15 protein-coding genes are annotated in these 18,890 nt (G+C 68.7%); 9 read left to right on the forward strand and 6 right to left on the reverse strand.

The features are described 5' to 3' along the window. Nucleotides 1-75 precede the first annotated feature (75 nt). Both smc and HWX31_RS16955 read right to left on the reverse strand, forming a co-directional pair. Entirely contained in the window at nt 76-3,588 is a 3,513-nt protein-coding gene (gene smc, locus HWX31_RS16950) for a chromosome segregation protein SMC (RefSeq protein ID WP_174961964.1), read from the reverse strand. A 138-nt stretch (nt 3,589-3,726) separates the two neighbouring features. Continuing rightward, nucleotides 3,727-4,668, reverse strand: a complete 942-nt coding sequence (locus HWX31_RS16955; protein ID WP_174961962.1) for a DMT family transporter — start codon at nt 4,666-4,668, stop codon at nt 3,727-3,729. Nucleotides 4,669-4,830: 162 nt separating this feature from the next. On the opposite strand from HWX31_RS16955, the gene dapC reads away from it, so the two are divergent. The 6 genes from dapC to cls all read left to right on the forward strand — a co-directional run bounded on the left by dapC (nt 4,831) and on the right by cls (nt 11,005). Next, nucleotides 4,831-6,078 (forward strand): succinyldiaminopimelate transaminase, encoded by a 1,248-nt coding sequence (gene dapC, locus HWX31_RS16960; RefSeq protein ID WP_174961960.1) that lies wholly within the window; start codon nt 4,831-4,833, stop codon nt 6,076-6,078. A 43-nt stretch (nt 6,079-6,121) separates the two neighbouring features. Then, complete coding sequence (gene dapD / locus HWX31_RS16965; RefSeq protein WP_059618359.1) at nt 6,122-6,949, forward strand: 2,3,4,5-tetrahydropyridine-2,6-dicarboxylate N-succinyltransferase; 828 nt, start codon at nt 6,122-6,124, stop codon at nt 6,947-6,949. Continuing rightward, nucleotides 6,949-7,317: an ArsC family reductase gene (locus HWX31_RS16970; protein WP_174961958.1), complete on the forward strand. Its 369-nt coding sequence runs from the start codon at nt 6,949-6,951 to the stop codon at nt 7,315-7,317. Before dapD ends, HWX31_RS16970 begins: the two co-directional genes overlap by 1 nt. An 81-nt stretch (nt 7,318-7,398) precedes the next feature. Further along, entirely contained in the window at nt 7,399-8,538 is a 1,140-nt protein-coding gene (gene dapE, locus HWX31_RS16975; RefSeq protein WP_174961956.1) for a succinyl-diaminopimelate desuccinylase, read from the forward strand. 11 nt (nt 8,539-8,549) lie between these two features. Further along, nucleotides 8,550-9,461, forward strand: coding sequence for a 50S ribosomal protein L3 N(5)-glutamine methyltransferase (gene prmB / locus HWX31_RS16980; RefSeq protein WP_174961954.1), 912 nt, complete (start codon nt 8,550-8,552; stop codon nt 9,459-9,461). A 104-nt stretch (nt 9,462-9,565) separates the two neighbouring features. Continuing rightward, nucleotides 9,566-11,005, forward strand: a complete 1,440-nt coding sequence (cls, locus tag HWX31_RS16985) for a cardiolipin synthase (protein ID WP_174961952.1) — start codon at nt 9,566-9,568, stop codon at nt 11,003-11,005. A 45-nt stretch (nt 11,006-11,050) separates the two neighbouring features. On the opposite strand, the gene HWX31_RS16990 is transcribed toward cls, so the two are convergent. Beyond that, entirely contained in the window at nt 11,051-11,530 is a 480-nt protein-coding gene (locus HWX31_RS16990) for a glutathione peroxidase (protein WP_059609172.1), read from the reverse strand. A gap of 132 nt (nt 11,531-11,662) precedes the next feature. Here HWX31_RS16990 and HWX31_RS16995 point away from each other — a divergent pair, with 132 nt between their 5' ends. Then, on the forward strand, nt 11,663-13,594 hold the full coding sequence (locus tag HWX31_RS16995) for an ATP-binding cassette domain-containing protein (RefSeq protein ID WP_174961950.1): 1,932 nt from the start codon (nt 11,663-11,665) through the stop codon (nt 13,592-13,594). 28 nt (nt 13,595-13,622) lie between these two features. On the opposite strand, the gene HWX31_RS17000 is transcribed toward HWX31_RS16995, so the two are convergent. The 3 genes from HWX31_RS17000 to alr form a co-directional block, all read right to left on the reverse strand. Further along, on the reverse strand, nt 13,623-13,889 hold the full coding sequence (locus HWX31_RS17000) for a DUF2866 domain-containing protein (RefSeq protein WP_174961948.1): 267 nt from the start codon (nt 13,887-13,889) through the stop codon (nt 13,623-13,625). 144 nt (nt 13,890-14,033) lie between these two features. Beyond that, complete coding sequence (gene radA, locus HWX31_RS17005) at nt 14,034-15,410, reverse strand: DNA repair protein RadA (RefSeq protein WP_076475769.1); 1,377 nt, start codon at nt 15,408-15,410, stop codon at nt 14,034-14,036. A gap of 11 nt (nt 15,411-15,421) precedes the next feature. Then, the gene (gene alr, locus HWX31_RS17010) at nt 15,422-16,492 is read right to left on the reverse strand and encodes an alanine racemase (protein WP_174961946.1); all 1,071 of its coding nucleotides are present in this window, start codon (nt 16,490-16,492) and stop codon (nt 15,422-15,424) included. Between the two features lie 218 nt (nt 16,493-16,710). Between alr and lplT the strand changes: the two genes are divergently transcribed. Then, nucleotides 16,711-18,018 carry a lysophospholipid transporter LplT gene (gene lplT / locus HWX31_RS17015; protein WP_174961944.1) on the forward strand — a complete coding sequence of 436 codons (1,308 nt, stop codon included), beginning with the start codon at nt 16,711-16,713 and terminating at the stop codon, nt 18,016-18,018. A gap of 58 nt (nt 18,019-18,076) precedes the next feature. Further along, nucleotides 18,077-18,886: a bifunctional hydroxymethylpyrimidine kinase/phosphomethylpyrimidine kinase gene (gene thiD, locus HWX31_RS17020; protein WP_174961942.1), complete on the forward strand. Its 810-nt coding sequence runs from the start codon at nt 18,077-18,079 to the stop codon at nt 18,884-18,886. Nucleotides 18,887-18,890 lie beyond the last annotated feature (4 nt).

Below are 18,890 nucleotides of genomic sequence, written 5' to 3' on the forward strand. Positions count from 1 at the left end.
CGTTGGGCTCGCAAGCGGGGCGCCATTGCGCCGGGCGGCTCGGCGCCGCACGCCCGCGAATCCGGTTCGTAAACGTCAATTCTGGGCAAAACCCGCGGCGGTTTCCATGTCCACCGCGACGATCCGCGACACGCCCTGCTCCTGCATCGTCACGCCGATCAGCTGCTGCGCCATCTCCATCGCGATCTTGTTGTGCGAGATGAAGAGGAACTGCGTCTTGTCCGACATCGCGCGCACGAGGTTCGCGAAACGCTCGGTGTTCGCGTCGTCGAGCGGTGCGTCGACCTCGTCCAGCAGACAGAACGGGGCCGGGTTCAGCTGGAACATCGCGAACACCAGCGCGGTCGCGGTCAGCGCCTTCTCGCCGCCGGACAGCAGGTGGATCGTCGCGTTCTTCTTGCCGGGCGGCTGCGCCATCACCTGCACGCCGGCGTCGAGGATCTCGTCGCCCGTCATGATCAGCTTCGCCTGGCCGCCGCCGAACAGGCGCGGGAACAGGTCGCTGAAATGACGATTGACTTCGTCGAAGGTTCCCTGCAGCAGCGTGCGGGTCTCCTGGTCGATCTTGTGGATCGCGTCCTCGAGGGTCGTGATCGCGTCGTTCAGGTCGGCCGACTGCGCGTCGAGGAACACCTTGCGCTCGTTGGCGGCCTTCAGTTCGTCGAGCGCCGCCATGTTCACGGGGCCGAGCGCGTTGATCGCATTGTTGATCCGCGTGACCTCGCCCTGCAGGTACGACGGCTTCAGGTCCGGCGTCAGCTTCTCGCGCAGCGCGGCCTCGTCGACCTCGGCCGTCGCGAGCTGCTCGGCGAACTGCTCGACCGCCAGGCGCGCCGCCTGCTCCTTCAGCTGCAGCTCGGTGATGCGGTCGCGCAGCGGCTGCAGCGAACGCTCGGCGACGAGACGCTGCTCGTCCGACGCGCGCAGCTTCGCGGTCAGGTCGTCGAGCTCGATGCGCGCGGCCTGCAGCGCCTCTTCCTTCACCGCGCGGATTTCGAGCGCGTCCTGCAGGCCCGTATGCGCGGTCTGCTCGTTGATCGTCTCGAGCTCGGCGCGCGCGTCTTCCAGCGACGCGGCGACGCGCTCGCTCTGCTCGTGCGCGACCTGGATGCTGCGCTTGAGCTCGTCGATCCGGGTCGCCGCATTGCGCGCGGCGAAGCGCGCGTCGTTCGCGCCGCGCTCCAGATCGCGCGCCGCCTGGCGCGCCTGCGACAGCGATTCGTCGAGCGACTCGAATGCGAGCTGGTTGTCCTCGAAGCGCGCCTGCAGTTCCGCCAGCTCGCCGTCGAAGCGCTCGAAATTCGCTTCCGACTCCGCGCGCAGCGCACGCTGCTCCTCGACCTGCGCGCCGATTTCCTCGAGCTCCTCGCGGATCTGCGTGCTGCGCTGCGTGTAGCGCTCGTGCGCCTGCGCGAGCTTCAGCACGTCCATCTGCAATGCGTGCACCCGCTGCGTCGCGCGCTCGGCCTGCGCGCGCACGTCGGTGAGCGCCTGCGTCGCCTGCGTGTGCGCGGCTTCCGCGCGCACCACGGCCGACTTCGCTTCGTCCGCGAGCAGCGCCTGCGCGCGCACCTGGCGCGTCAGGTTCTCGATTTCCTGCTGGCGCGCGAGCATCCCCGCCTGTTCCGAATCGGCCGCGTACAGCTGCACGCCGACGCGCGTGACGAGATGGCCCGCCTTGACGACGAACGAGCCGCCGGCCGGCAGCTGCGTGCGCGTCGCGAGCGCCTGCGCGACGTCGTCGGCGACGTACACGTTGCCGAGCCAGTCGTTCAGCACCGCGCGGATGCCCGCGTCGTCGATGCGCACGAGCGACAGCACCGGGCGCAGCCCGGCCGCCGCCACGGGCGGCTCGCCGGCCGGCGGCGGCGCGTAGAACGCGAGCTTCGCGGGCGGCGCGTCGGTCGCGAACGCCTTCACCCAGTCGAGATTCGACACTTCGAGCGCGGCAAGCCGCTCGCGCAGCACGGCCTCGAGCGCCGTTTCCCAGCCCGGCTCGACATGCAGCTTCTTCCACAGCCGCGGCAGCGTGCCGAGCTCGTGCTTGTCGAGCCACGGCTGCACCTTGCCCTCGGTCTGCACGTTCTCCTGCAGCTGCTTGAGCGCGGCGAGGCGCGCCTCGAGCTGATGGATCTGCGCGCTTTCGGCCTGCACGCGCTCGTGTGCGGCACGGCGCTCGGCGTCGAGGCGCGGCACGGTTTCCTGCGCGTCGGCGAGCCGAGCCTGCGCGTCGGAGAGGATTTCTTCCTGTTCGGCGAGCTGCATGCGCAGCTCCTCGAGCTGCGCCTCGTCCGGCGCGTCGAGGCCGCCCGCTTCCGCCTTCAGGCGTTCCTGCCGCTGCTGCAGCTGCTGCAGCTGCTGGTCGGCGTTGCGCTGGTGCGCGGCCTCGAGCTTCAGCGACTGCTCGGTCTGCGCGATCCGCGCGCGCTCGTCGTTGAGCTGCGCCTGCGCATCGCGCCAGGTCGCCTCGAGCGCCGGCAGCGCGTCGTGCTTCGCCGCGGCGTCATCCTCGGCGAGCGCGGCCTTCTCGTCGGCGACCGCGCGCGCTTCCTCGGCTTCCTCGAGCTCGTCCTGCGCCTTCTCGGCCTGCGCGCGCCACTGCTCGCGCTGCGCGTTGAGCGCGGCGATCTGCGCCTGCACGCGGTTGCGCGATTCGACGATGAACTTGATCTCGGCCTCGAGCCGGCTGACTTCGGCGTTCGCCTCGTAGAGCGAGCCCTGCGCGCCCTGCATCGCATCGCTCGCCGCGTAGTGCGCGACGCGCAGCGTCTCGAGCTGCGACTCGACCTCGCGCAGCTTCGCGGTCTGTGCTTCCAGATCGATCTGCGCCTGCTCGATCGCGCGCTGCTGCTTCTGCTGCTCGCCGCCGGCCTCGTTCTTGCGCAGCAGCCACAGCAGGCGCTGCTTTTCCTCGCCGTCGGCGACGAGTTCCTTGTAGCGGGTCGCGACGACTGCCTGCGCGTCGAGCTTCTCGAGGTTCGCGGTGAGCTCGCGGACGATGTCCTCGACGCGGGTCAGGTTCTCGCGCGTGTCGTGCAGGCGGTTCTCGGTCTCGCGGCGGCGTTCCTTGTACTTCGACACGCCCGCGGCTTCCTCGAGGAACACGCGCAGCTCTTCGGGCTTCGCCTCGATGATCCGCGCGATCATGCCCTGCCCGATGATCGCGTAGGCGCGCGGGCCGAGGCCGGTGCCGAGGAAGATGTCCTGGATGTCGCGGCGGCGCGCCGGCAGGTTGTTGATGTAGTAGCTCGACGTGCCGTCGCGCGTCAGCACGCGCTTCACGGCGATCTCGCCGTACTGGCCCCACTGCCCGGCCGCACGGCCGTCGGAGTTGTCGAAGATCAGCTCGACGCTCGCCCGGCTGCCGGGCTTGCGGGCGGTCGAGCCGTTGAAGATCACGTCCTGCATCGACTCGCCACGCAGCTCGGACGCGCGCGACTCGCCGAGCACCCAGCGCACGGCGTCGATGATGTTGGACTTGCCGCACCCGTTCGGGCCTACCACGCCGACAAGCTGGCCCGGAACCTGGAAATGCGTGGGATCGACAAAGGATTTGAAGCCAGCGAGTTTGATCGAGCTCAGACGCACGGCGGTATCGGATGTGAAGAAGGTGTGAAACGGACGACGACACGCCGCGCCGGACCAGCCGGCCCTTGCGCGCGGCGCGCCTCGGAATTCAAAAACGGGGCCGCGCTCTCGAGCGTCGGGCCCCGCAAACGGCACCCATCATACCATCGCGCGTGCGCCGTCCCGCCCGTTCCCGGGTTTGTCCTGCGCGGCGCGCGCCCGGTGGACCCGGCTCGACAGCAGCGTCGCGAGCACGATGCAGGCGCCGCCCGCCCATTCGCGCGCGCTCGGAAATTCGTTCGCGAACACCCACGCGGACAGCGCGGTGATCACGATCTCGAACAGCATGATGATCGACGCGCGGTTCGCGGGCACGCGGGCGAGCCCGTACTGGACGAGCAGGTTGTTGGACGCCATCGTCACGCCGATGCCCGCGACCAGCAGCGCCGCGACGCCCAGATTGCCGCCCGCCGGCACGGCCGGCAGCCCCTCGAACAGGGACGCGATCGCGCCGAACACGGCCGCGCCGCCGAACAGCGTCGCGGTGCGCATCTCGGCCCGCATCTGCGGCAGCTCGCGGCTCGCCTTGACGACCAGCACGTTGCTCATCGCGAAGCTCAGCCCGGCCGCGAGCCCCGCCCATTCGGCCGGGTTGGCCGGCAGCGGCAGGCCGAGCCGCGGCGACCACAGCATCAGCATCGCGCCGCCGATCGACAGCGCGGCGAGCCCCGCGCCCGCCCAGGTGAGCCGCTCGCGCAGCAGGAAGTGCGCGTAGATTGCGGTCCATGCGGGGGTCAGATAGAACAGCAGCATCACGCGCAGCACCTCGCCGTGGATCGTGCCCCACACGAAGCCGAGGTTGGTGATCCCGGCCGTCACCGCGATGCCCGGCAGCACCCAGTGCCAGCGCAGCGTCGCGATCGCGCGGCGCCGCGCGACGATCACGAACAGGAACGCGACGACGCTCGTCAGCGCGCTCGCCGCGGTGCCCGTCAGGCCCAGCGACGCCAGGATCCGCAACGGATACCAGATCAGGCCCCACACCGACGCGCCGATCAGGATCGCCAGCGTCGGCAGGCTGCCGCGTACCGCATTGTTCATTTCGTTCAAACCCTTCCGTCGTTCGTTGCCCGGCCGGCGTTTGCGCCCGCCGTGACCGCATTTCGTCACGCTATAATCGTCGGTTGCGAAACCCGCCGCACACCGGCGCCCGTTCGCAGCCGCGCGGCGCGAGCGCCGCTCCTTTCGCTCCAACCGGCCGCGATGGCCGCTTCGCCCGTGAATCCTCGACTCGACTCGCTCCAGCCCTATCCCTTCGAAAAGCTGCGCGCCCTGTTCAAGGACGTGACACCCGGTGCCGGTACGCCCGCCGCCAGCCTGAAACCGATCAGCTTCGGCATCGGCGAGCCCAAGCACCCGACCCCGGCGCTGATCCGCGACGCCGCGGTAGCCGCGCTGGACGGCCTCGCCGCGTATCCGCCCACGGCCGGCTCGGACGCGCTGCGCACGTCGATCGCGCGCTGGCTCGAGCGCCGCTACGGGCTGCCGGCGATCGATCCGGCGACGCAGGTGCTGCCCGCGTCCGGCTCGCGCGAAGCGCTGTTCTCGCTCGCGCAGACGGTGATCGACGCGAGCCGCTCCGCCGGCGGCGAGAAGGCGATCGTACTCTGTCCGAATCCGTTCTATCAAATTTACGAAGGCGCGGCGCTGCTGGCGGGCGCCGAGCCGTACTTCGCGAACAGCGACCCGGCCCGCAACTACGCGTGCGACTACGCGGCCGTGCCGGACGAAGTCTGGGCGCGCACCCAGCTGCTGTACGTGTGCTCGCCGGGCAACCCGACCGGCGCGGTGCTCACGCTCGACGACTGGCGCGAGCTGTTCGCGCTGTCCGACCGCCACGGCTTCGTGATCGCGTCCGACGAATGCTATTCGGAGATCTACTTCGACGAGTCGAAGCCGCCTCTCGGCGGCCTCGAGGCCGCGCACCGCCTCGGCCGCGGCTTCGAGCGGCTCGTGATGCTGTCGAGCCTGTCGAAGCGCTCGAACGTGCCGGGCATGCGCTCTGGCTTCGTTGCCGGCGACGCGGCGCTGCTCAGGAAATTCCTGCTGTACCGCACGTACCATGGGTCGGCGCTGTCGCCCGTCTGGCAGCAGGCGAGCATCGCCGCGTGGAACGACGAGGCGCACGTGCGCGAGAACCGCGCGCTGTACGTGCAGAAGTTCAACGCGGTGACGCCGATGCTCGCCGACGTGATCGACGTGAAGCTGCCCGACGCCGCGTTCTACCTGTGGGCCAACGTCGCGTGCACCGGCCTGTCGGACACCGAGTTCGCCCGGCGCCTGTACGCCGACTATAATGTGACGGTTCTGCCCGGCTCGTATCTCGCGCGCGACGCGCACGGCACGAATCCGGGCCGCGATTTCATCCGGATCGCGCTCGTCGCGGGCACCCCCGAATGCGTCGAGGGCGCGCAACGCATCGTCGACTTCTGCCGCGGCCTCGCCCGGTAATCGACCCTCCCGATCAATTCCTTCATCTCCTGCGAAAACGAACATGTCGCAACAACTTCAGCAAATCATCGATACCGCCTGGGACAACCGCGCCGAGCTGTCGCCGAAGGCCGCGCCCGCCGAAGTCCGCGAAGCCGTCGCGCACGCGATCGAGCAGCTCGACAAAGGCGCGCTGCGCGTCGCCGAGAAGATCGACGGCAGCTGGACCGTGCATCAGTGGCTGAAGAAGGCCGTGCTGCTGTCGTTCCGCCTGGAGGACAACGCGCCGATGCCGGCCGGCGGCTACTCGCAGTTCTACGACAAGGTGCCGTCGAAGTTCGCGAACTACACCGCCGAAGACTTCGCCGCGGGCGGCTTCCGCGTCGTGCCGCCGGCGATCGCGCGCCGCGGCTCGTTCATCGCGAAGAACGTCGTGCTGATGCCGTCGTACACGAACATCGGCGCATACGTCGACGAAGGCACGATGGTCGACACGTGGGCAACCGTCGGCTCGTGCGCGCAGATCGGCAAGAACGTGCACCTGTCGGGCGGCGTCGGCATCGGCGGCGTGCTCGAGCCGCTGCAGGCGAACCCGGTCATCATCGAGGACAACTGCTTCATCGGTGCGCGCTCGGAAGTCGTCGAAGGCGTGATCGTCGAGGAAAACTCGGTGATCTCGATGGGCGTGTACCTCGGCCAGAGCACCAAGATCTACGACCGCGAAACCGGCGAAGTCAGCTACGGCCGCATCCCGGCCGGCTCGGTCGTCGTCGCGGGCAACCTGCCGTCGAAGGACGGCTCGCACAGCCTGTACTGCGCCGTGATCGTGAAGAAGGTCGACGCGAAGACCCGCGCGAAGGTCGGCCTGAACGAACTGCTGCGAGGCGACTGATGGCGAAGCCGCGCACCGTGGTCGTCTACGGCATTCCGAACTGCGACACCGTGAAGAAAGCCCGCGTATGGCTCGACGACCACGGCGTCGAATTCGAGTTTCACGATTTCAAGAAGGCCGGCGTCAGCGTTCCGCTGATCGAAGACTGGCTGAAGGACGTGTCGCTCGACGCGCTCGTGAACAAGCGCGGCACCACGTGGCGCGGCCTGGACGACGCCATGAAGGCGGCTGCCGACACGCAGGCCGGCGCGGTCGCGCTGATGATCCACAAGCCGTCGGTCATCAAGCGCCCCGTGCTCGTCGTCAACGGCCGCGTGAAATCGCTCGGCTTCGCGGCCGACCAGTACGCGGCACTGTTCGCCGCATAGGGCCTGCTGCCGCCGCACGGCGCCCGAACACATCGCTGCCGGCCACCGCGCCGGCATTTTTTATCGAAAGTGGTCCGAACCATGTCCGCCACCCTAGCCCTTACCGAACAGCTGATCGCGCGCGCGTCCGTCACGCCCGACGACCAGCACTGCCAGCAGATCATGACCGAGCGCCTCGCCGCGCTCGGCTTCGACATCGAGACCATTGCGTCGCACGGCGTGACCAACCTGTGGGCCGTCAAGCGCGGCGCCGCCGGCCGCGACGGCAAGCTGCTCGCGTTCGCGGGCCACACCGACGTCGTGCCGACCGGCCCGCTCGAACAATGGACGTCACCGCCGTTCATTCCCGCGCATCGCGACGGCAAGCTGTACGGCCGCGGCGCGGCCGACATGAAGGCCTCGCTCGCGGGCTTCATCGTCGCGACCGAGGAATTCGTCGCCGCGCACCCGAACCACCGCGGTTCGATCGCATTCCTGATCACGAGCGACGAGGAAGGCCCCGCGACCGACGGCACCGTGAAGGTCGTCGAGCTGCTCGAAACGCGCGGCGAGCGCCTCGACTACTGCATCGTCGGCGAGCCGACGTCGACCGCCGCGCTCGGCGACGTCGTGAAGAACGGCCGCCGCGGCTCGATGTCCGGCGAGCTGATCGTCAAGGGCGTGCAGGGCCACATTGCGTACCCGCATCTCGCGAAGAACCCGATCCACCTGCTCGCGCCGGCGCTCGCCGAGCTCGCCGCCGAACAGTGGGACGAAGGCAACGAATACTTCCCGCCGACCACCTGGCAGGTATCGAACCTGCATGCGGGCACCGGCGCGACCAACGTGATCCCGGGCCATATCGACCTGCTGTTCAACTTCCGCTTCTCGACGGCGAGCACCGTCGAAGGGCTGCAGGCGCGCGTGCACGCGATCCTCGACAAGCACGGGCTCGACTACGAACTCAACTGGTCGATCAGCGGCCTGCCGTTCCTGACGCCGCGCGGCGAGCTGTCGAACGCGCTCGAGACGGCGATCCGCGCCGAAACCGGCCTCACGACCGAGCTGTCGACGACGGGCGGCACGTCGGACGGCCGCTTCATCGCGCGCATCTGCCCGCAGGTGATCGAGTTCGGCCCGCCGAACGGCAGCATCCACAAAATCGACGAGCACATCGAGGTGCGCTTCGTCGATCCGCTGAAGAACGTGTACCGCCGCGTGCTCGAACAACTGATCGCCTGATGGAGCCCCGCATGACGACACCTTTTGCAACAGTTCGCGACCTGCTGCGCTACGCGGTCACGCGCTTCTCGAAGGCGAAGCTCGCGTTCGGCCACGGCTCGGACAACGCATACGACGAAGCGGCCTATCTGGTGCTGCGCACGCTCGACCTGCCGCTCGACACGCTCGAGCCGTTCCTCGACGCGCGCCTGCTGCCCGACGAGATCGACGCCGTGCTGACCGTGATCGAGCGGCGCGCGACCGAGCGCGTGCCGGCCGCCTATCTGACGCACGAAGCGTGGATGCACGGTCACCGCTTCTACGTCGACGAGCGCGTAATCGTGCCGCGCTCGTTCATCGGCGAGCTGCTCGACGACGGCCTGCAGCCGTACGTCGCCGATCCGGAGCAGGTCGGCGCGGTGCTCGAGCTGTGCACCGGCTCAGGCTGCCTCGCGATCCTCGCGGCGAGCGCGTTCCCGAACGCCGAGATCGACGCGGTCGACCTGTCCGACAAGGCGCTCGAGGTCGCGGAGATCAACGTGCGCGACTACGGGCTCGAGGACCGCATCTCGCTGCACCGCGGCGACCTCTACGCGCCGCTGCCGCTGTTCCGCTCGTCCGAGCCGGGCGCGCGCTATGACGTGATCCTGACGAACCCGCCGTACGTCAACGCGGCGTCGATGGCCGCGCTGCCGCCCGAATACCGGCACGAGCCCGAGATGGCGCTCGCCGGCGGCGAGGACGGGATGGACGTCGTGCGCCGCATCATCGGCGAGGCGCGCAACTGGCTGCAAGACGACGGCGTGCTGGTCGTCGAGATCGGCAACGAGCGCGAGCATGTCGAAGCGGCATTCGGCGGCCTCGAGCTGACGTGGCTGTCGACCAGCGCCGGCGAAGACAGCGTGTTCCTGATCCAGGCGTCGGATCTCCCGCAGAAGCCCTGACGCCCCGCCAGCCCGAGCCGCGCGGCGCCCCGCTGCGCCGCGCGGTTCGGTAAGATGCGCGTAAGCGGCCGCGATGCCGCGCTTCAGGAGTCCGCCACGCGCTTATGACACTCGACTGGCTACACCTCGGCACGCTCATCCTGGCCATCCATGTGCTCGGAATCGTCGCGGCCTGCCACGCCATCCTGAACACGCGCACGTCGCAAGGCGCGATCGCGTGGGCCGTGTCGCTCGCGGCGATGCCCTACCTGACGCTGATCCCGTATCTGTTCCTCGGCCGCAGCAAGTTCTCCGGCTACGTCGACGCGCGCCGCCACGAGACCGAAGCGCTGCGCACGCATACGCATCCCGTTCCGTGGGCCGCCGCCGATTCGACCGACGGCGCGGCCGCGAGCGCGCTCGGCCAGCCCGCGGTGCATGCGCTCACGCGGCTCGGCGGCATGCCGTTTCTCGCCGGCAATGCGGTGCGCACGCTCGTCAACGGCGAGGCGACGTTCGCGGCGATCCTGTCGGCGATCGACGACGCGCGCGATTACGTGATCGTCCAGTTCTTCATCGTCCGCGACGACGCGCTCGGCCAGATGCTGCGCGACGCGCTGCTCGCGCGTGCGGCCGCGGGCGTGCGCTGCTACCTGCTTTACGACAGCATCGGCAGCTTCGACCTGCCGCACGGCTACGTCGACGCACTGCGCGCGGGCGGCGTCGAAGTCCATCCGTTCGCGACCAAGCGCCAGTTCGTCAACCGTTTCCAGCTCAACTTCCGCAATCACCGCAAGATCGTCGTCGTCGACGGCAATTGCGCGTTCGTCGGCGGACACAACGTCGGCGTCGAGTATCTCGGCGCGAAACCCCGGCTGTCGCCGTGGCGCGACACGCACATCGAGCTGCGCGGCCCCGTCGTCGCGAGCATCCAGTACGTGTTCGCGGAAGACTGGCACTGGGCGACGCAGAACCTGCCGCCGTTCGCGCCGCCGCCCGCCGCGCTGCCGGACGCCGACATGCACTGCCTCGCGGTGCCGATGGGGCCGGCCGACAAGCAGGAAACCGGCTCGCTGTTCTTCGTCGAGACGATCAACGCGGCGCGCGAGCGGGTGTGGATCACGACGCCGTATCTCGTCCCCGACGAAGCGGTGATCGCCGCGCTCAAGCTCGCGGTGATGCGCGGGGTCGACGTGCGCATCCTGATTCCGAGCCGGCGCGATCACGTCGTCGTGTTCGAGGCGTCGAAGCTGTACGCACGCGACCTCGCCGACGCAGGCGTCAAGGTGTTCCGCTACCGGCCGGGCTTCCTGCACCAGAAGGTGGTGCTGATCGATCGCAGCGCGGCCGCGATCGGCAGCGCGAACCTCGACAACCGCTCGTTTCGCCTGAACTTCGAGATCATGGTGCTGACCGTCGATCGCGCATTCGCCGACGAGGTCGAGGCGATGCTCACGGCCGACTTCGCGCTGGCCTACGAAGTCGACGCGAGCGAATACCGCCGCTCGCCCGCGTGGCGGCGGGTCGCGATGCACATCGCGCGGCTGTTCGCGCCGATTCTGTGAGCAGCCTCCTGATGCCATGGCGACCCGCGCCGGCCGCTTCGGGCGTCACAGCAGCTTTTCGACGTCGGCGGCGATTTCGTCGGGCTTGGTCGACGGCGCGTAGCGCTTGACGATCCGGCCGTCGCGGTCGACCAGGAACTTCGTGAAGTTCCATTTGATCGCCTTGAGCCCGAGGATGCCGGGCGCTTCGTCGGTCAGGTAGCGATACAGCGGATGCGCATTGTCGCCCTTCACGTCGATCTTCGCGAACATCGGGAACGTCACCCCGTAGTTGCGCTCGCAGAATGCGCCGATCTGCGCGGCGTCGCCCGGCTCCTGCTTGCCGAACTGGTTGCACGGGAAGCCGAGCACGAAGAAGCCGCGCGCCGCGTACTGGTCGTAGAGCTTCTGCAGGCCGGCATACTGCGGCGTGAATCCGCACTCGCTCGCCGTGTTGACGATCAGCAGCACCTTGCCGCGATACGCATCGAGCGACGCCGGCGCACCGGCGAGCGTCTCCGCGTTGAAGGAATACAGTGTGGACATCGTGCCCCCTTTCGAATTCGAACCGACGTGAAGTCTAGGCGAAAAACGCGCGGAAACGGTATCTCCCGAACGGCCAATGCCCGGTGCGCGGCCCGCAGTCTAGAATAGCGGTTTTGCCCAGTCATTTCCGTCGTGATCCGTTTCAATCAGTTCAGCCTTGCGCGCGGCACCAAGCCGCTGTTCGACGCGGCGTCGTTCGCGCTCAATCCCGGCGAGAAGGCCGGCCTGATCGGCGCGAACGGCGCCGGCAAGTCGACGCTGTTCGCGGTCCTGCGCGGCGAGCTGCACGCCGACGCGGGCGATTTCTCGATGCCGCCGTCGTGGCGGATCGCCCACGTGTCGCAGGAAACGCCGGCCGTCGAGCGCTCGGCGCTCGACTACACGCTCGACGGCGACGCCGCGCTGCGCGAGATCGAGGCGCGCATCGCCGCCGCTTCGGCCGCGCATGACGGTTCGGCCGAAGCGGAAGCCCATGCGGCATTCGCCGATGCCGACGGCTACACCGCGCCGGCGCGCGCGCAAGCGCTGCTGCTCGGCCTCGGCTTCACGCTCGCGCAGACGCGCGAGCCGGTCTCGAGCTTCTCCGGCGGCTGGCGCATGCGCCTGAACCTCGCGCAGGCGCTGATGTGCCGCTCCGACCTGCTGCTGCTCGACGAACCGACCAACCACCTCGACCTCGACGCGATCGTCTGGCTCGAAGACTGGCTGCACCGCTACCCCGGCACGCTCGTCGTGATCTCGCACGACCGCGAGTTTCTCGATTCCATCTGCAACGTCACGCTGCACCTCGAGAACCGGCAGGTGAAACGCTACGGCGGCAACTACTCGCAATTCGAAGTGCTGCGCGCGCAGCAGCTCGCGCTGCAGCAAAGCGCGTACGAAAAGCAGCAGAAGACGGTCGCGCACCTGCAGAGCTTCATCGACCGCTTCAAGGCCAAGGCCACCAAGGCCCGTCAGGCGCAGAGCCGGATGAAGGCGCTCGAGAAGATGGAGCTGATCGCGCCGGCGCACGTCGCGTCGCCGTTCACGTTCGAATTCCGCACGCCCGACGCCGCGCCGAATCCGATGATGGTGATGGAAGACGTTCGCTGCGGCTACCACGGCGACGACGGCGCCGAGATCCCGATCGTCGAGCGCGTGTCGCTGTCGATCCAGAACGGCCAGCGCATCGGCCTGCTCGGCGCGAACGGCCAGGGCAAGTCGACGCTGATCAAGACGCTCGCGGCGACGCTCGAACCGCTGTCCGGCCATGTGCGCGAAGGCAAGGGGCTGACGATCGGCTATTTCGCGCAGCATCAGCTCGAAACGCTGCGCGAGGACGATTCGCCGCTCGCGCACCTCGCACGGCTCGCGCCCGACACGCGCGAACAGGAACTGCGCGACTTCCTCGGCGGCTTCAATTTCTCGGGCGACATGGCGACGAGCCCGGTCGCCCCGTTCTCGGGCGGCGAGAAAGCGCGCCTCGCGCTCGCGCTGATCATCTGGCAGAAGCCGAACCTGCTGCTGCTCGACGAGCCGACCAACCACCTCGACCTCGAGACGCGCCACGCGCTGACGATGGCGCTCGCGCAATTCGACGGCACGCTGATCCTGGTCTCGCACGACCGGCACCTGCTGCGCGCGACGACCGACCAGTTCATGCTCGTCGCGAAGCACCGGCTGCAGCCGTTCGACGGCGACCTCGACGACTACCGCGACTGGCTGCTGCAGCACGCGGCCGAGCAGCGCGCGGCCGCGAAGGCCGACAGCGCAGCCGCGGCGGGCGTGGAGCCGGCCGTCAACCGCAAGGACCAGAAGCGTCAGGAAGCCGAGGCACGGCAGCGGCTGTCGCACCTGAGAAGGCCGCTGCAGACGCGCATCACGAAGCTGGAAAAGGAAATGGAAGCGCTGCACGCGGAGAAGGCCCGCCTCGACGCATTCGTCGCCGATCCGGCGAGCTACGAAGCGGAGCGCAAGACCGAACTGACCGACGCGATCCGCAAGCTGGGCGACGTCAGCGCGCGGCTCGAATCAGTCGAGGGCGACTGGCTCGCCGCACAGGAAGAGCTAGAGCAGATCGGCTGACCGCCGCGCGGCCCGGCAGGCCGCCCGCTCAGCGCCGCGGCAGCGTATCCCGCGGCATCTGCTCGTCGTCGCGCATCAGATGGCGGCGCCCTTCGGTCGGCCGCCGGATCACCTCGACGACTTCCGCTTCCGTCACGTCCTCCGCGACGACCCGTCGCGCGAGGCGCCCTTCCGCGTCGATCCATTCGACGATCCGGCACCCGCCGCCCCACGGCTGGCGGATCGGCTCCGACACGCGGCAACCGCGCAGGTTGTGGAGGTGTCGGTCCGGCGCATGCCCGTACTGTTTCAACATAGGTCCCTTTCGCATTGCACGGTTCGGCTGTCCGCAAAAGGATAGGGAAAAGCGATGTCCGCCGGGTTACACAACCCTACAGAACATTTACAGCGCATTACGCGACAGATCGCCGGGGGCGCTCCCCCCGGCGCGCGGCGGCGCTCATTCGAGCCCGCGCACCCGGTCGATCGCCTGTTCGAGCCGATCGACCGCCATCACCTCCAGCCCGTCGATCGGCTGTTTCGGCGCATTCGCCTTCGGGATCAGCGCGGTCGTGAAGCCGAGCTTCGCGGCCTCGCGCAGACGCTCCTGCCCGCGCGGCGACGGCCGGATCTCGCCGGCCAGCCCGACTTCGCCGAACACGATCAGGCCCTTCGGCAGCGCCTTGTTGCGCATCGACGAATGGATCGCGAGCAGCACCGCGAGGTCGGCGGCGGGCTCGGCGATCTTCACGCCGCCCACCGCATTGAGGAACACGTCCTGGTCGAAGCACGCGATGCCCGCATGACGGTGCAGCACCGCGAGCAGCATCGCGAGCCGGTTCTGCTCGAGGCCGACCGCGAGCCGGCGCGGGTTCGGCACGTGCGCGGTGTCGACGAGCGCCTGAATCTCGACGAGCAGCGGGCGCGTGCCCTCCTGCGTGACGAGCACGCACGAGCCGGGCACGACCTGCTCGTGCTGCGACAGAAACAGCGCGGACGGATTCGCGACGCCGCGCAGGCCGCGCTCGGTCATCGCGAACACGCCCAGCTCGTTCACCGCGCCGAAGCGGTTCTTGAACGCGCGCACGAGGCGGAACGACGAATGGGTGTCGCCCTCGAAGTACAGCACCGTGTCGACGATGTGCTCGAGTACGCGCGGGCCGGCCAGGTTGCCCTCCTTCGTCACGTGCCCGACCATGATGATCGCGGTGCCGGACTGCTTCGCGATCCGCGTGAGCTGCGCCGCGCACTCGCGCACCTGCGCGACCGAGCCGGGCGCCGACGTGAGCGCCTCCGAATAGACGGTCTGGATCGAGTCGACGACCGCGACGTCCGGCCGCTCCGCGTCGATCGCCGCCTGGATCTTCTCGAGCTGGATCTCCGCGAGCAGCTTCAATTCGGCCGCCGGCACGCCGCCGTCGAGCAGCGCGAGCCGCTGCGCGCGCAACGCGATCTGCGCGGCCGACTCCTCGCCGCTGATATAGAGCGTGCGCCGTTCGCTCGCGATGCCCGCGAGCGACTGCAGCAGCAGCGTCGACTTGCCGATGCCAGGATCGCCGCCGATCAGCACCACGCCGCCCGCGACCAGCCCGCCGCCGAGCACGCGGTCGAATTCGCCGATGCCGGTCGAGAAGCGCGGCACGTCGGCCGCCTCGATGTCGACGAGGCGCTGCACCGGCGCGCGCTTCGCGAGCGACTGGAAGCGATGTGCGGACGGCGCTTCGGCGGCCGATTCGACCAGCGTGTTCCAGGCCTGGCACGACGGGCACTGCCCCTGCCACTTCGGGGACTGACCGCCGCACTCGCTGCAGACGTAAACCGTTTTCTGTTTAGCCACGCGGTGCGCCCTTATTCCGCGCGCACCGGCACGCGGGCCGCGACCGCACACATCAGTTCATAGCCGATCGTCCCGCAGTGGCGCGCCACGTCGTCGATCGGCAGCTCGTTGCCCCACAGCTCGACGCGCGAACCGACGCCGGCCTGCGGGCACGGGGTCAAGTCGACCGTGATCATGTCCATCGACACGCGGCCGACGATCCGCGTGCGGATGCCGTCGACGATCACCGGCGTGCCCTCGGGCGCTACGCGCGGATAGCCGTCCGCATAGCCGCACGCGACGACGCCGATGCGCATCTGCGCCTGCGCGGAGAACGTCGAGCCGTAGCCGATCGACTGCCCCTTCGCGATCGTCTGCACCGCGATCAGCTCGGACGCGAGCGTCATCGTCGGCTTGAGCCCCGTGTCGGCGATGTCGGCGGAGCGCCCGGACGGCGACGCGCCGTACAGCATGATGCCCGGGCGCACCCAGTCGAAATGCGTGCCCGGGTGCCAGAGCACCGCCGCCGAATTCGCGAGGCTGCGCGCGCCGGCAATGTGTTCGGCACCGCGCTCGAACGCGGCCAGCTGCTCGGCGACGCCGCGCTCGCTGTCCGCGTCCGAAAAATGGGTCATCAACGTGATCTGGCCGATGCCGTGGCAGGCGCGCGCGCGCTCCCACGCGGCGCGATATTTCTCGGGCGCGTAGCCGAGCCGGTTCATCCCGCTGTTCATCTTCAGCTGGACGTTGACGGGCTTCGACAGCCGCGCCGTTTCCAGCATCCGCATCTGCTCGTCGTTGTGGACGGTCGTGGTCAGGCTGTAGCGGTCGATCACGTCGATGTCGGTCGAACGGAAGAACCCTTCGAGCAGCAGGATCGGGCCGGCCCAGCCGAGCTCGCGCAGCTTGACGGCCTCGTCGAGGTCGAGCAGCCCGAAGCCGTCGGTGCCGCGCAAGCCGGGAAACGAACGCGCGAGGCCATGCCCGTACGCGTTGGCCTTGACGACCGCCCAGACCTTGGACTGGCCGGCGTAGCGTCGGACGACGGAGAGATTGTTGGCGAGAGCAGCGGTATGGATGGTGGCGGAGATCGGGCGCGGCATGGGAAATTTACGTAAAGACGCTTGCGAATCATCAGCTTACCGCGCCTTTTGGGCGCCGAAGCCGACAACTTGCGGAACGATCGGGGAATCTTGCTAGTCCGAATCGCTGTATTTTCGTGTTATAAAGCCGTGCGCACAACCCATTTCGAACGGAATAAGCCGATCGCCTATCCGGCGGCCCATACGGCCGGACCGCAGCGACGAAAGCATCGCATCAGATGAAAAAAGGTTTTTACACCATCATGGCCGCGCAGTTCTTCTCGTCGCTGGCCGACAGTGCGCTCCTTATCGCCGCCATTGCCCTGCTGAAAGACCTCCACGCCCCAAACTGGATGACACCGCTGCTCAAGCTGTTCTTCGTGTTGTCCTATGTCGTGCTCGCGGCGTTCGTCGGCGCCTTCGCGGATTCGCGCCCGAAGGGCCACGTGATGTTCATCACCAACTCGATCAAGGTCGCCGGCTGCCTGATCATGCTGTTCGGCGCCCATCCGCTGATCGCCTACGGGATCGTCGGCTTCGGCGCGGCGGCCTACTCCCCCGCCAAGTACGGCATTCTCACTGAGCTGCTGCCGGCCGACCGGCTCGTCGCGGCGAACGGCTGGATCGAGGGCACGACCGTCAGCTCGATCATCCTCGGCACCGTGCTCGGCGGCGCGCTGATCAGTCCGCACGTCGCATCGCACGTGATCGCGCATACGCCCGCGTGGATCAGCACGCCCGCCGAAGCCGCGATCGCGGTGATCCTCGCGATCTACGTGGTCGCCGCGCTGTTCAACCTGCGCATTCCCGACACCGGCGCACGCTATCCGAAGCAGCAGCACGGCCCGATCAAGCTCATCACCGACTTTGCCGACTGCTTCACGGCGCTCTGGCACGACAAGCTCGGCCAGATCTCGCTCGCGGTCACGACGCTGTTCTGGGGCGCCGGCGCGACGCTGCAGTTCATCGTGCTGAAATGGGCCGAGGTGTCGCTCGGCATGTCGCTGTCCGAAGGCGCGCTGCTGCAGGCGGTCGTCGCATTCGGCGTCGCGGCCGGCGCGATCGCCGCGGCCAGCCGGATCCCGCTGAAGAAGTCGCTGACCGTGCTGCCCGTCGGCGTCATCATGGGCATCGCGGTGATGCTGATGGCGTTCTACTCGCGCGACCTGATCCCGTCGACCTGGATCGTCCATCTCGGTCACTTCCGGCTGCCGGTCTACCTGATCATCGCGTACATCTTCCTGATGTGCGTCGGCGCGCTGTCCGGCTACTTTGTCGTGCCGATGAACGCGCTCCTGCAGCACCGCGGCCACGTGCTGCTGTCGGCCGGCCATTCGATCGCGGTGCAGAACTTCAACGAGAACCTGTCGGTGCTCGTGATGCTGTGCCTGTACGCGGTGCTCGTGTGGCTCGACGTGCCGGTCGGCGTCGTCATCGTGCTGTTCGGCACGTTCGTCTGCCTGACGATGTGGCTCGTGATGCGCCGCCACCAGGCGAACCAGCGCCAGTTCGATTCGGTCGCGCTGATCGGCGAGGCGAAGCACTGACGCGCCCGCTCCCGTTCCCGCATGCCCGCGCCGGTTCCCGAACCGGCGCTTTGCCATCATGACGCATCCGATCCCCAACGTGCTGACGATCGCCGGCTCCGATTCCGGCGGCGGTGCCGGCATCCAGGCCGACCTGAAGACCTTCTCCGCGCTCGGCGCGTACGGCGCGAGCGTGATCACCGCGCTGACCGCGCAGAATACGCGCGGCGTGTCCGGCGTGCATGCGCCCGACGCCGCGTTCGTGACCGCCCAGCTCGACGCGGTGTTCGGCGACATCCGCATCGACGCGGTGAAGATCGGCATGCTGGCGAACGCGGCGATCGTGCACGCGGTCGCCGACGCGCTGCGCCGCTACGCGCCCCGCTACATTGTGCTCGACACGGTGATGATCTCGAAGAGTTCGCACGCGCTGCTCGCGCCGGATGCGGTCGACGCGCTGCGCGGCGAGCTGCTGCCGCTCGCCACCGTCGTCACGCCGAACCTGCCCGAGGCGGCCGCGCTGCTCGGCGACGCGCCGGCGACGACCGAAGACGAAATGGTCCGGCAGGGTCAGGCGCTCGTTGCAGCGGGCGCGCACGCCGTGCTGATGAAGGGCGGCCACCTGCCGGACGCCGACGCGAGCCCCGACTGGCTCGTCGACGCGGCCCGCACCGTGCGCTTCGACGGCCCGCGCGTGCGCGCGAGCAATACGCACGGCACCGGCTGTACGCTGTCGTCCGCAATCGCCGCGTTGCTGCCGCGGCATCCCGATCTGGAAAGCGCCGTGCGCGACGCGAAGGCCTACCTCACCGGCGCGATCGCCGCCAGCGACCGCCTCGACGTGGGCCACGGCGTCGGCCCCGTGCATCACTTCCACCGCTGGTGGTGAGCGG

It is taken from the genome of Burkholderia ubonensis, assembly GCF_902833085.1.
Classification (GTDB): Bacteria; Pseudomonadota; Gammaproteobacteria; order Burkholderiales; family Burkholderiaceae; genus Burkholderia; species Burkholderia ubonensis.

Coding starts and splice junctions, on each gene's coding strand:
- HWX31_RS16955 (WP_174961962.1), bottom strand. CDS start 4,668: ATGAACAATGCGGTACGCGGCAGCCTGCCGACGCTGGCGATCCTGATC.
- dapC (WP_174961960.1), top strand. CDS start 4,831: ATGGCCGCTTCGCCCGTGAATCCTCGACTCGACTCGCTCCAGCCCTAT.
- dapD (WP_059618359.1), top strand. CDS start 6,122: ATGTCGCAACAACTTCAGCAAATCATCGATACCGCCTGGGACAACCGC.
- HWX31_RS16970 (WP_174961958.1), top strand. CDS start 6,949: ATGGCGAAGCCGCGCACCGTGGTCGTCTACGGCATTCCGAACTGCGAC.
- dapE (WP_174961956.1), top strand. CDS start 7,399: ATGTCCGCCACCCTAGCCCTTACCGAACAGCTGATCGCGCGCGCGTCC.
- prmB (WP_174961954.1), top strand. CDS start 8,550: ATGACGACACCTTTTGCAACAGTTCGCGACCTGCTGCGCTACGCGGTC.
- cls (WP_174961952.1), top strand. CDS start 9,566: ATGACACTCGACTGGCTACACCTCGGCACGCTCATCCTGGCCATCCAT.
- HWX31_RS16990 (WP_059609172.1), bottom strand. CDS start 11,530: ATGTCCACACTGTATTCCTTCAACGCGGAGACGCTCGCCGGTGCGCCG.
- HWX31_RS17000 (WP_174961948.1), bottom strand. CDS start 13,889: ATGTTGAAACAGTACGGGCATGCGCCGGACCGACACCTCCACAACCTG.
- alr (WP_174961946.1), bottom strand. CDS start 16,492: ATGCCGCGCCCGATCTCCGCCACCATCCATACCGCTGCTCTCGCCAAC.
- lplT (WP_174961944.1), top strand. CDS start 16,711: ATGAAAAAAGGTTTTTACACCATCATGGCCGCGCAGTTCTTCTCGTCG.
- thiD (WP_174961942.1), top strand. CDS start 18,077: ATGACGCATCCGATCCCCAACGTGCTGACGATCGCCGGCTCCGATTCC.